9 protein-coding genes and 1 pseudogene are annotated in these 12,616 nt (G+C 71.2%); 7 read left to right on the top strand and 3 right to left on the bottom strand.

What is annotated here, in order from left to right; translation table 11 throughout:
* The first annotated feature begins 25 nt into the window (after nt 1-25).
* Together N4G70_RS14795 and metG are read left to right on the top strand one after the other, a co-directional pair.
* Entirely contained in the window at nt 26-796 is a 771-nt protein-coding gene (locus tag N4G70_RS14795) for a hypothetical protein (protein ID WP_261713298.1), read from the top strand.
* 421 nt (nt 797-1,217) lie between these two features.
* Entirely contained in the window at nt 1,218-2,942 is a 1,725-nt protein-coding gene (metG, locus tag N4G70_RS14790; RefSeq protein WP_261713078.1) for a methionine--tRNA ligase, read from the top strand.
* Between the two features lie 93 nt (nt 2,943-3,035).
* On the opposite strand, the gene N4G70_RS14785 is transcribed toward metG, so the two are convergent.
* On the bottom strand, nt 3,036-5,099 hold the full coding sequence (locus N4G70_RS14785; protein ID WP_261713077.1) for a phosphocholine-specific phospholipase C: 2,064 nt from the start codon (nt 5,097-5,099) through the stop codon (nt 3,036-3,038).
* A 237-nt stretch (nt 5,100-5,336) separates the two neighbouring features.
* The gene (locus N4G70_RS14780) at nt 5,337-6,008 is read right to left on the bottom strand and encodes a DUF6445 family protein (protein WP_261713076.1); all 672 of its coding nucleotides are present in this window, start codon (nt 6,006-6,008) and stop codon (nt 5,337-5,339) included.
* 437 nt (nt 6,009-6,445) lie between these two features.
* On the opposite strand from N4G70_RS14780, the gene N4G70_RS14775 reads away from it, so the two are divergent.
* The 3 genes from N4G70_RS14775 to argG all read left to right on the top strand — a co-directional run bounded on the left by N4G70_RS14775 (nt 6,446) and on the right by argG (nt 9,832).
* Nucleotides 6,446-7,696 (top strand): ROK family protein, encoded by a 1,251-nt coding sequence (locus tag N4G70_RS14775; protein WP_261713075.1) that lies wholly within the window; start codon nt 6,446-6,448, stop codon nt 7,694-7,696.
* Between the two features lie 273 nt (nt 7,697-7,969).
* Complete coding sequence (locus N4G70_RS14770) at nt 7,970-8,239, top strand: hypothetical protein (protein ID WP_261713074.1); 270 nt, start codon at nt 7,970-7,972, stop codon at nt 8,237-8,239.
* Nucleotides 8,240-8,383: 144 nt separating this feature from the next.
* Nucleotides 8,384-9,832 carry an argininosuccinate synthase gene (gene argG / locus N4G70_RS14765; RefSeq protein ID WP_261713073.1) on the top strand — a complete coding sequence of 483 codons (1,449 nt, stop codon included), beginning with the start codon at nt 8,384-8,386 and terminating at the stop codon, nt 9,830-9,832.
* A 76-nt stretch (nt 9,833-9,908) separates the two neighbouring features.
* Here argG and N4G70_RS14760 read toward each other — a convergent pair whose 3' ends face one another.
* Nucleotides 9,909-11,195: a serine hydrolase gene (locus N4G70_RS14760; protein WP_261713072.1), complete on the bottom strand. Its 1,287-nt coding sequence runs from the start codon at nt 11,193-11,195 to the stop codon at nt 9,909-9,911.
* 191 nt (nt 11,196-11,386) lie between these two features.
* Between N4G70_RS14760 and N4G70_RS14755 the strand changes: the two genes are divergently transcribed.
* Both N4G70_RS14755 and N4G70_RS14750 read left to right on the top strand, forming a co-directional pair.
* Complete coding sequence (locus N4G70_RS14755) at nt 11,387-11,821, top strand: protein-tyrosine phosphatase family protein (protein WP_261713071.1); 435 nt, start codon at nt 11,387-11,389, stop codon at nt 11,819-11,821.
* Nucleotides 11,822-12,006: 185 nt separating this feature from the next.
* Nucleotides 12,007-12,549 (top strand): annotated as a pseudogene (locus N4G70_RS14750) (MFS transporter); the annotation flags it as partial.
* Nucleotides 12,550-12,616 lie beyond the last annotated feature (67 nt).

Raw genomic sequence — 12,616 nt, 5'->3', positions numbered from 1 at the left:
CATCACTCACCCCGGGGGCCAACTGATGCGTACCGTACGGATGTTGGCGGCGGCGGCGCTGGCCGGCGCGGCCCTGCTGGGCGGGGCGCAGGCAGCCCTCGCCGACTCGCCCTCACCGAGCCCTTCCGCCGCGAAGAGCGATGCCGCGCCCACGGAGGCGGGTACCGCGTTCCGTACCGCGGTCGCCGTGCGGCAGGGCCAGAAGGCCACGGCGTCCGCGTCCAGCGGCGACTATCTGTACTGGATGTTCCCGGCCGACGCCGGGCAGCGCCCGACCGTCGCGGCCAAGGTCACGCTCCCCGAAGCCGCGTCGCGGCACGGCGCGTCCACCTGGCGCATCGACGTGTACGACGGGCTGCGCCGCCGCCAGCCGTGCATGTACGGGACGCAGTCGCGCTCCGCGGGGCAGGACGCGACCGCGGTCGAGCTGTCCTGCACCCTGCGGCCGACCGTCGCCTGGGCCGACACCTGGTCCGCCGAGCCGCTGCCGGGCAGCTACTACGTCCGGCTCACGGCGGTCTCGCTGCCGGACACGGACCGGGGTCTGCCGTTCACGGCGGAGGTCGAGCCGACCGTCCTGGACACGGGCGGTGCCCACGCCGTGGACGGCAGCCTGGCCACCCCGCTCGGCGCGAGGTCCTCGGTGGAACCGGACGGCGGCTGGGCGTCGGGCTGGTGGACCGACCGCTGGCTGTGGACGGCCGCGGGCGGCGTGCTGGCCGCGCTCGCGGGCGTCGGCGGCTACCGCCTGACCCGCGGCCGGGGCCGACCCTCCCGGGTGCCACACGGCGCGTGAGGGCGGCGGCCGAGAGCGCGGGATGAAAGGGCGGGGCCGAGGGCCGGAGCTGGGAGGCCGGGGCTGAGGCGCCGGGGTCGGGGCGCCGGGGTCGGGGTCGGGGTCGGGGGACGCTCGCCGAGAGCGCTCTCAGTCCCGTGATCCCTCTCCCTCCCTGCCCGCGCTCCCCCACCGGGGAGCGTGGGCAGGGCTCGTTCCCGCAGCGGTGCGAGGACGCGATCGCCGGCTTCCGCTCGGGGCGGGCCGGGCGCCGCCGGGCGCCCGGAATTCCGGCAAGAAGGGCGCGGGCGGTTCGATAGCATGGCCCTGCCCGTCGGGCGGGGGCGTCACCTGGTGCGATCCTCCGGACGGGCCCTCCCTACCTGGGTTCGCCGTGGCCTCGCCGCGGTTCCGCACGTACGAACATAAGGAGCATCCGAGGATGTCTCGACACCTGATCACCAGCGCGCTGCCGTACATCAACGGAATCAAGCACCTGGGCAACATGGTCGGGTCGATGCTTCCCGCGGATGTGTACTCCCGCTATCTGCGCCAGCGCGGCCACGACGTCCTGTACATCTGCGCCACCGACGAGCACGGCACCCCCGCCGAGCTGGCCGCGAAGGAGGCGGGTCTGTCGGTCGCCGAGTTCTGCGCGCAGGCGCACGACACCCAGAAGGCGATCTACGACGGCTTCCAGCTGGCGTTCGACTACTTCGGCCGCAGCTCCTCGCAGCAGAACGTGGAGATCACCCAGCACTTCGCGCGCAAGCTCGCGGAGAACGGGTTCATCGAGGAGCGGGCTATCCGCCAGGTGTTCTCGGTCGCCGACGACCGCTTCCTGCCGGACCGTTACATCGTGGGCACCTGTCCGCACTGCGGTTACGACAAGGCGCGCGGCGACCAGTGCGAGAACTGCACCCGCGTCCTGGACCCGACCGACCTGCTGGAAGCGCGTTCAGCGATCAGCGGCAGCAGCGACCTGGAGGTCCGCGAGACGCGGCACCTGTTCCTGCTCCAGTCCAAGCTCCAGGGCGAGGTCGAGGAGTGGATCGACCGGGTCGGCGGCGAGTGGCCGCAGCTCGCCTCATCGATCGCCCGCAAGTGGCTGACCGAGGGCCTGCACGACCGCGCGATCACCCGCGATCTGGAGTGGGGCGTGCCGGTGCCGGCCGACACCTGGCCGGAGCTGGCCGCCGAGGGCAAGGTCTTCTACGTCTGGTTCGACGCCCCGATCGAGTACATCGGCGCGACGAAGGAGTGGGCCGACCTCGACCCGGCGAACCGCGACTGGAAGTCGTGGTGGTACGAGCCCGAGGGCGCGGCCGACGTCCGGTACACCGAGTTCATGGGCAAGGACAACGTCCCGTTCCACACGGTGATGTTCCCGGCGACCGAGCTGGGTGTGCGCGAGCCGTGGAAGAAGGTCGACTACGTCAAGGCCTTCAACTGGCTCAACTACTACGGCGGCAAGTTCTCCACCTCGCAGCGCCGTGGTGTCTTCACCCATGACGCGCTGGAGATCCTGCCCGCCGACTACTGGCGCTACTTCATGATGGCCAACGCCCCCGAGTCCGACGACACGTCGTTCACCTGGGAGCACTTCACGGCGACGGTCAACAAGGACCTCGCGGACACGCTCGGCAACTTCGTGAACCGCGTACTGTCGTTCTCCCGCAAGCGCTTCGGCGACGACGTGCCGGCGGGCGCCGAGGCCGGGCCCGCGGAGACGAAGCTCGGTGAGGAGATCGCCGGGCTGCTCGCCGAGTACGAGGGCCACATGGAAGCGCTCCAGTTCCGCAAGGCGGCCGCCTCGCTGCGGGCGCTGTGGTCGGCCGGCAACTCCTACTTGGAGGAGAAGGCGCCCTGGCTGGAGATCAAGACCGACCCGGAGGCCGCCGCGCTGACCCTGCGCACGGCGATGAACCTGATCCACCTCTACTCGGTGGTGTCCGAGCCGTTCATCCCGTCCTCGGCGAAGGCGATGCGCGCCGCGTTCGCGCTCGCGGACGACACGGCGAGCTGGGTCACCCCGGAGCAGGCCAGGGCGCTGGACGCGGTTCCCGCGGGGACCGCTTTCACGGTGCCGCCCGTCCTCTTCGCGAAGATCACCGATGAGGACCTGGAGACCTACCGAGAGCGCTTCGGCGGCGCCGACGCGGCCTGATCGCGCCGCGGCGGAGGGGCCCCCACCCGTGCGGGTGGGGGCCCCTCCGCCGTCTGCCGACGGCGTCGGACGGGCCATGCGGGTCAGGCGGGGTCAGACGGTGAGCAGCGCCGGGTCGCTCACGCCCGTCGCGCCGGTCTCGACATGTCCGGCGAACCGGCGCAGGAAGGTGGTGTCGGCGTCGGAGGTCACCGACACGTCGTACCACCTCTTGCCGGCGCGCAGGTCGACGCTGAACCTGACGGTCGCGCCCGCGGCCACCGTGAAGGTCTGGGCCGCTCCCCCGTAGGCGGCCGCACTGGCGACCTTGAGGTGGACGGCGGCCTTGCCCGCGTTGGTCATGGTCAGGTCGAGGTTGCCGGTGCCCGCGTTGTGGCGTGCGGTGACCTCCGGTCCGGCCGTCCTGCCGGGTCCGCGGAACGTCCGCAGGAACCCGTTGGGGCCGAAGACGCTGAGGTTGGTGACCCCGCTCGAATAGGTGGTGTTCCAGGCGTCGGAGATCGTCTTGCCGGCCTCGGTGGTGTAGGTCCACGGGCCGTCCGTACGGTTGGCCGAGGTGACGAGGAACTGCGCGCCGGCCGAGGCGCCGCCGCTGAAGGTGAGCGTGAACTTGCCGGTGCTCACGTTCGCCGCCCCGTCCACGAACGGGGTGTAGCGCAGCGGCCGGGTGGGCCGGGTGCCGCGCTCCTGCTTGGGCAGGGTGCCGGTGGTGGGCGGCACCGGCACGAAGTCGGGGTGGCGGTTGTGGTCCGGCGGGAGGTACGCCGCCGTCGACGGCAGGACGGGCTCCGCGGTCTGGCTGCGGCTGAAGTCGAACGCGGAGGTCAGATCGCCGCAGATGGCGCGCCGCCAGGGCGAGATGTTCGGCTCGCGCACCCCGAAGCGGCGCTCCATGAACCGGATGATCGAGGTGTGGTCGAACGTCTCGGAGCAGGTGTAGCCGCCGGTGCTCCACGGCGAGACGACGAGCATCGGCACGCGCTGGCCGAGTCCGTAGGGCCCGGCCGCGTAACTGGCGTTGCCCGGGAAGTAGTCGGGAGCGGTTTCGACGGTGGACAGACCCTGGTCCGCGCCGGAGGGCACGAAGGGCGGGACGACGTGGTCGAAGAAGCCGTCGTTCTCGTCGTACGTGATGAACAGGGCGGTCCTGGCCCACACCTCCGGGTTGGAGGTGAGCGCGTCCAGGACCTGCGAGATGTACCAAGCGCCGTAGTTCGCGGGCCAGTTGGGGTGCTCGGTGAAGGCCTCGGGGGCGGCGATCCAGGAGACCTGGGGCAGCGTCCCGGCCTGGACGTCGGCCCGGAGGATGTCGAAGAAGTCGTCGCCGTTCTTGGCGTCGGTGCCGGTGCGCGCCTTGTCGTACAGCGGGTCGCCCGGCTGGGCGTTGCGGTAATTGTTGAAGTACAGCAGGGAGTTGTCGCCGTAGTTGCCGCGGTAGGCGTCGTTGATCCAGCCCCACCCGCCCGCCGCGTTCAGTCCGTCGCCGGTGTCCTGGTAGATCTTCCAGGAGACGTCGGCCTCCTCCAGGCGCTCGGGGTATGTGGTCCAGCTATACCCCTTCTCGTCGTTGCCGAGGACGGGCCCGCCGCCGGTGTTGTCGTTGCCCGTGTAGCCGGTCCACATGTAGTAGCGGTTCGGGTCGGTGGAGCCGATGAACGAGCAGTGGTACGCGTCGCAGAGGGTGAAGGAGTCGGCCAGCGCGTAGTGGAAGGGGATGTCCTCGCGGGTGAGGTACGCCATCGTCGTGGAGGTCTTGGCGGGGATCCACTGGTCGTACTTGCCGTTGTTGAACGCCTTGTGGCTGCCGGCCCAGTCGTGGTTCAGGTCCTGGATGAACTGCAGGCCGAGCTTGTCCGCCTTGGGCCGGAACGGCAGCACTTCCTTGCCGCCGCCGACCTGGTGGAACACCGACTTGCCGCTGGGCAGGGTGACCGGACGCGGGTCGCCGAAGCCGCGGACGCCCTTCAGGGAACCGAAGTAGTGGTCGAAGGAACGGTTCTCCTGCATCAGGACGACGATGTGCTCGACGTCCTGGATGGTGCCGGTGGTGCCCGCGGCCGGGATGGCGGCGGCCCGGGCGATGCTCTGCGACAGCGCGGCGAAGGCGGCGGTGCCGCCCGCGAGCTGCATGAACCGGCGCCGGTTGAGTTCAGCCATGAGTGGAGGCCTCTGCAAGCGTGAGGGAACAGGGGGGCGAGAGGGGTGTATCAAGAACACCCAGGGCCGCGAAAGACCCCATGTCGTCACTGTGACGTTCCGCGGTACGGGAAACGAACAGGAACCCCATGTCACGCCCGGCGCCCCATGCTTGTGGCGTACCGGCGCGCCAGCTCGTGCCGGGGCGCCAGCTCGTGCCGGGGCGCCAGCTCGTGCCGGGGCGCCCGCGAGCGGCGCTCACGCCATCCAGAAGAAGACCGCGGTCATGCGCTTGTCTTCGAGGGTGCTGCCGCAGTAGTTGGTGGCGCTGTGCATGGTGTTGGCGGTGTAGAGCAGGAGCCGGTTGTAGCGGTGGGCGACGCGTACGTCCTCGGTGAAGGAGTCCGGGGGCACGAAGCGCGTTCCGAGCGCTTCCACCAGGTTGTTGTGCGGCGCCGTGACCATGTTGCCGCCCAGGACACCGCCGGGCAGGCTCTGCCGGAAGAAACTGGTGCCGCAGTCCTTGGGGGCTGTCGGGCTGAGGTAGAGCACCGCCGCGTAACGGCACAGCGCGCGCGAGTCGGTGTGCGGACGCGGCTCGCTCTCACCGGCGCCGACGACCTGCACGCAGTTGTGGTTGAGGGTCGCACCGCCCGGAGCCACGGCCTGCCAGAGTTCCTTGGCTCCGGTGTGCTGCTTGACCAGACGCTCCACCCGGGCGAGCTCGGCGGGTGCGAGACCCGGCATGGCGCGAAGTCCGGGCCAGGATTCGGGCTTGTGCGGATATCCCTCCACCCAGTCGTCCTTGGCGACACAACGCGCCCTGACTTCATCGATATTGGGCAGCACATCGTCCAACACCCAGTAATCCCGGCCGAGTTTGGGCTTGCGATAGGGAAGGACCGGGAGCGCCGGACGATGGGGGGCCATGCGGCAGACCATACTGACAGCTCACCTGCGGCTCTCCACCGAACAGGTCAACCTTTGGCCAATACGGGGGAATTGCCGTGGGAGGGATATCGGGCACGGGCTCGTAAATGTCCGGAGCGCGAATGACCTTGAAGAAAAGGGAGGGAAAGAACGAACCATGGAGCGGTAAGGGATCGCTGTGCATTTCACCAGGAGACCGTTTTCCCGTGTCTTCCTCGGGCGGGCCGGTCGGCGTCGCGGGGCGGCGGCCGGGGGCGCGAGCGCCCTCCTGGCGGGGGTGGGGCGGCCGGCCGCACCCCGAGAGCGCTCTCGGGGTGCGGCCGGCCGCCCCACCGGCACCCGCCCCACCGCACCCGTCCGGCCGCGCGACGGCCGTTACAGCGCCCGGCTCGTGGGCCGCCCCCGCATTCCGGGCGGGGATTAGGCTCATGGGTGATATGGACGACGACCGACCGACTTCGCGGCGCAGCCGAGCCACACCCCTGGCACCCAAGGCCGACAAGGACACCGTGCGGCGGCACAACCTCAGTCTGGTACTGCGGGCCGTGCACGACGAGAGCGCTCTCAGTCGCGCGGGGGCCGCGGCCCGTACCGGTCTGACCCGGGCCGCGGTGTCCTCGCTCGCCGATCAGCTCATCCGGGGCGGGTTCCTGACGGAGTCGGGCAAGTCGTTCAGCGGCCAGGCCGGACGCCCCGGCACCATGCTGATCCCGGCCCGCACCGGTCCTGCCGGGGCCGGAGTCGAGATCAACGTCGACTACGTCTCGGTGTGCGTGGTGGATCTCGCGGGCACCGACCGGGTCCGTCTGACCGAGCATCTGGACAACCGGGGCCAGCCGGCGGCCGACGTGCTGGAGCGGGCCGCACGGATCGCCGCCCGCGCCGTGGACTCGTCAATCGAGCAGGACCTGCGTCCGGTCGGCGTGGAGCTCGCGCTGCCGGGTCTGGTCTCCCGGGGCACCGTTCGCCAGGCGCCCAACCTGGGCTGGAGCCAGGTCGAGGCGGAGACGTTGTTCGGCGAGGCCTTCCAGCATCTCCTCCCCAACTCCCCTGCCCTGCCCGTGACTTCGGACAACGAGGCCAACCTGGCCGCCCTCGCCGAGCTGTGGTTCGGCTCCCCGGCCGAGCGGGTGGACCACTTCCTGTATCTGAGCGGGGAGATCGGCGTGGGAGGGGCCCTGGTGGTCGGAGGCGAACTGCTGCGCGGCGCGCACGGCTTCGCGGGGGAGATCGGGCACGCCGTGGTGGACCCGGACGGCCCGCGGTGCCGCTGCGGATCGCGGGGCTGCCTGGAGCAGTACGCGGGCCAGCTGGCGCTGCTGCGCTCGGCGGGACTCGGCGAGGATTCCGGCGTGCCGGGCGTCAGCGAGCTCGAACGCCGGGCACGCGCGGGCGACGAGAGCGCTCTCGGCGCGCTGGCCGACGCCGGTCGCATGCTGGGCATCGTCCTGTCCGGTGCGGTCAACCTCTTCGACCCGGAGGCCGTCGTGCTCGGCGGCATCTACCGCGCCCTGACGCCCTGGCTCGCTCCCGCCGCCGACCGCGAACTGTCCCGGCGCACGGTGTCGGGCCTGTGGCCCCCCGACAGCGGCCGCCTGCGCGCGTCGTCGCTCGCGGGGGACGCCGCCCGGGGAGCGGCGGGCCGCGTCGTACGAAGGGTGCTCGGGGACCCGCTGGCGTACGCGTAGCCAAGGCTCCGCCGACCGCACACGAGCCGACACCCCCGGCCGGCCCCGGCCCTCCCGAGCTTCCCCGGCTCCCCGGCCGCCCGGCTCCCCGCCCGCGCGGCCATTCCCCCTGATCGCGCTCTCCTCGGGCGACCGTCCGTACCGACGAGTGACATCCGCAACGGGCGCCCCGCACTGCCGGTCATCCTCGCTCACAGCGAGTCGGGCGCCACGGTTCGCGGGAGTAGCGAGGACTGCCTGTCCGGGCATGGCGATCCCGCCGAGGTGCTGGCCGTGCTGGCCGTGCTGGCCGTGCTGGCCGTGCTGGCCGTGCTGGCCGTGCTGGCCGCGATCCTGCGGTCGTCGGGGGTGATCGAGGCCTCACTCGCCCTGGCCGACCGCCATACGCGTGCGGTCGTCGTCGCGCTGGAAGCGCTCCCGGCCGGCGATGGACGGGATCTGCCGGCCGAGTTCGCGGTCCGTGCGCTCGCCACCGCGCCGCAGGCGGAGGCGGCCGCGCGGGCGCGTACGGCTGCCGAAACCGGCGGCGAACGGCCGGGCTGAGCCGAGAGCGCGACCACGGCCCGACCGGAGCCCAACCGGAGCCCAACCGGTGCCCGTCAGGGGCCCGGCAGGGGCCCGGCGGTAAGTCGGGAGGCGCCCCCTCGGCAGGTTGCATAAACATTCAGGAAGATGCATACTCTTCCTATGTCCAAGGTTCTCACCTCCCTGCCCGCCGGCGAGCGCGTCGGCATCGCCTTCTCCGGCGGCCTCGACACCTCCGTCGCGGTCGCGTGGATGCGCGACAAGGGCGCCGTCCCGTGCACCTACACCGCCGACATCGGCCAGTACGACGAGCCCGACATCGCCTCGGTGCCGGGCCGCGCCAAGGCCTACGGTGCCGAGATCGCGCGTCTGGTCGACTGCCGGGCCGCGCTGGTCGAGGAGGGCCTGGCCGCGCTCGCCTGCGGCGCGTTCCACATCCGCTCGGGCGGCCGCGCCTACTTCAACACCACCCCGCTGGGCCGTGCCGTCACCGGCACCCTCCTGGTGCGGGCGATGCTGGAGGACAACGTCCAGATCTGGGGCGACGGCTCGACCTTCAAGGGCAATGACATCGAGCGGTTCTACCGGTACGGCCTGCTCGCCAACCCGCACCTGCGGATCTACAAGCCCTGGCTGGACGCGGACTTCGTGACGGAGCTCGGCGGCCGCAAGGAGATGTCGGAGTGGCTGCTCGCCCACGAGCTGCCCTACCGCGACAGCACGGAGAAGGCGTACTCGACGGACGCCAACATCTGGGGCGCCACCCACGAGGCCAAGACGCTCGAGCACCTGGACACGGGGGTCGAGACGGTCGAGCCGATCATGGGCGTGCGCTTTTGGGACCCGTCCGTGGAGATTCCCACCGAGGACGTCACGATCGGCTTCGCGCAGGGCCGTCCGGTCACGATCAACGGCAAGGAGTTCGCCTCGCCGGTCGACCTGGTCATGGAGGCGAACGCCGTCGGCGGCCGTCACGGCATGGGCATGTCCGACCAGATCGAGAACCGGATCATCGAGGCCAAGAGCCGCGGCATCTACGAGGCGCCCGGCATGGCGCTGCTGCACGCCGCGTACGAGCGTCTCGTGAACGCGATCCACAACGAGGACACCCTCGCCCAGTACTACAACGAGGGCCGGCGCCTTGGCCGGCTGATGTACGAGGGCCGCTGGCTGGACCCGCAGGCGCTGATGGTCCGCGAGTCGCTCCAGCGCTGGGTCGGCTCGGCCGTGACCGGCGAGGTCACCCTGCGGCTGCGGCGCGGCGAGGACTACTCGATCCTCAACACCGCGGGCCCCGCGTTCAGTTACCACCCCGACAAGCTGTCGATGGAGCGTACCGAGGACTCGGCGTTCGGCCCGGTGGACCGGATCGGTCAGCTCACGATGCGCAACCTCGACATCGCCGATTCGCGCGCCCGTCTCGAGCAGTACGCGGGCCTCGGCATCGTCGGCACCGCGCACCCCGAGCTCATCGGCGCCGCGCAGGCGGCGGCCACCAACCTCATCGGTGCGATGCCCGAGGGCGGTGCCGAGGTCATCGCCTCCCGGGGCCAGGCCTCCGGTGACGACGAGCTCCTGGACCGTGCGGCGATGGAGTTCGGCACGGACTAGTAAGCCCGTAGCGAGTCGGTCCGTGGCGAGTCGGCCCGCCCCCCTTCCGTGGGGGCGGGCCGTCGCGCGTTGCAGCCTAGGGAGACGGCGAGGACGAGGACGACGGCGCGGTGGACGGGCGGGGTTCCACCACGGGAATGTTGAACACGTGCCCCGGGCTCACGATCTTGGTGATCGCCTGGCCGAAGAGGGTGCTCGGCTCGCTCTTGTTGTGCAGGATGTCCGTGTTGAGCAGGACCACCAGGGTGGCCTTCGCCTCGGGCAGGTAGATCGTGAGGGACTCGTATCCCGGCAGCGAGCCGTTGTGGCCGATCCAGCCCTGGATGTTGAAGATGCCGAGGCCGTAGCCCGCGCCGGGGATCGTCGACGGGATGGTCTTCAGCCGCTCCGCCTGTGTCCTGGGGGACAGCAGGGTGCCGGTCGCGACCGTGCGGGCCCAGCTCTTGAGGTCCTGGAGATCGGAGATCATCGCTCCGGCGGCCCAGCCCCAGGAGGGATTCCAGTCCGTGGTCACCTCGACCTTCCCGGACAGGGTCTGGTTGGTGTAGCCCTGCGCGTGGGGGCTCGGGAACGCGGCGTCGGTCGGGAAGCTGGTGTGGGTCAGCCCGGCCGGCTTCAGGACCTTCTGGGCGATGTACTCGTTGAGCGGCGTTCCGCTCGCCTTCTCGACGACCAGTCCGAGCAGGACCAGGTTGGTGTTGCAGTACAGGAACTTCTCCCCCGGCTGGAACAGGACCGGGTGCTTGAAGGAGTAGTCGAGCAGTTGCTGCGGTGTGAACGGCTTGCGCGGGTCGGAGAGCATCGCCGTGGCGAAGGCGCTGTCCTCGGAGTAGTTGAACAACCCGCTGCGCATCTCGGCCAGTTGACGCAGGGTGATCCTGTCGCCGTTGGGGACGCCCGAGATGTACTTGCCGATCGGGTCGTCCAGGCCGAGCTTGCCCTGGTCGACCAGTTCGAGCAGCGCGGTGACGGTGAAGGTCTTGGTCTCGCTGCCGATCCGCATGTAGAGGTTCGGCGTCATGGGGGCGCCGGTCGCCTTGTCGGCCACGCCGAAGGACCGGACGTAGCTCCCCTTGCCGGGCGCCGAGAGGCTCACCATCACGCCGGGCACGTTCGCCTCGCGCATGACCTGTTTGACGGCGGTGTCCAGACGCGCGGCCATGGCCGGGTCGAGCTGGGCGAAGCCGGAGTCGCCGGCCACGGACGGCGAGGCGGACGGGGAACTGGACGCCGTGGCGGAGGCGGACGGCGCGGGCGGTGTCGTGACGGCGTACGCGCTCCCGACGGCCGGCGGAAGGCTCAGCAGCGCGGCCGCCGCGATCCCCCCGCACGCTCTGCGCCAGTGAATCTGTGAATGCCTCATGGGCAGGCCTCCTGCCGGACGAGGGCGCCCGGACGAACGACGAGGCCCAGGCGAGGACATCACTCCTTTCTCCACGCTAGGCCCGCCGGTCCGCTCTCGCATGGCGGCACCGGGGTTGCGGGCCCGCCCCTGTTGTGCCGCCCCTCGGAGCGGGGTTCGAGTTCCGGGCGGTCCCGGTTAGGCTCGCCGGCATGAGCACCCCGTGGGACGCGTCCGCCGAAGGTGTTCTGCGCCTGCCGTCGGGGCTCTTGGTACGTGGTCGCGGTCTGCGCAACCCCCTTCCCCCGGGCGCGGTACCCGAGTTCGCGCTCCATCTGCGGGGACGCCGGCCCGCGCCGGTGGCGTGGGAGAGCCAGTGGCTGCGCTGGCCGGACTTCTGGCTGCCGACCGACCGGCCCGGCTTCGGGACGGCGCTGCGCGCCCTGTTGGCCCGGGCCGGCGAGCAGCGCGTGGAGGTGGCCTGCGGGGGCGGCTTCGGACGCACCGGTACGGCCCTGGCCTGTCTCGCCGTCCTGGACGGCATCCCCAACGCCGAGGCGGTCGCCTACGTACGGGCGCACTACGCCCGGCGCGCGGTCGAAACCCCGTGGCAGCGGCGGTTCGTGGCCCACTTCCCCCGGACCTGACCCGAGGCATACCGAAGTCGATACGCACCTGGCGCCCGGCACAAGGCAGTTGGGGCCCGCCGCCGTGCCTACCGGGGCGGCGTACGTCGTCGGCGGCGGCCCGCTCACGCCCGGACCTTGCCCTCACGCGTAATACACATCAAGCTGGTCCAGCCCTTACACCCACTCAGGGAACGGACCTCGCCATGGCCCACCTGCTGCCGGCCCCCGGGCCTCAACGCACGCTCGCGGCATCGAACTTCGTCTACACCGTGGGCAGCGGCCTCTACCTCACCGCCGGAGTCCTGTACTTCTCGCAGGATCGCCGGATACCGGCGGATCAGGTGGGGCTCGGGCTCGGGATCGCCGGGGTCCTCGCCCTCGCGATGGGAATCGGGGTGGGTCACCTCGCGGACCGGCGCGGGGCGCGGGGGGTGTACGGGGTCGCTCTCCTGATGCAGGCGCTGGCGACCGCCGCGTTCCTGATCGCGGACGGGTTCTGGCCGTTCGTGCTCGCAGTGTCCGTGGCGATGGGGGCGAAGGGTGCCGGAAACGCCGCGCGGGGTCCGCTCATCCGGCACCACGGCGGGGATCGGCCGCAGGCCTTTCGCGCCTACCTGCGTGCCGTGACCAATGTCGGCATCTCCCTGGGGGCGGTGCTGGCGGGGTGGGCCGTACAGGTGGGTACGCACAGCGCGTACCAGGTTCTCGTCGCCGGCAACGCGCTCGCGTTCGCGGCGTCCGCGGCCGTCCTGTTCCTGCTCCCCCCGATCGCGCCGGAGCCCGCCGGGACCGGTCCTCGGTGGTCTGCGCGAC

This window comes from Streptomyces sp. ASQP_92, assembly GCF_025399895.1.
In the GTDB taxonomy this organism is placed as follows: Bacteria; Actinomycetota; Actinomycetes; order Streptomycetales; family Streptomycetaceae; genus Streptomyces.
Note: the sequence above shows the minus strand (reverse complement) of the source record. Positions and strands in the feature narration are given on the sequence as shown.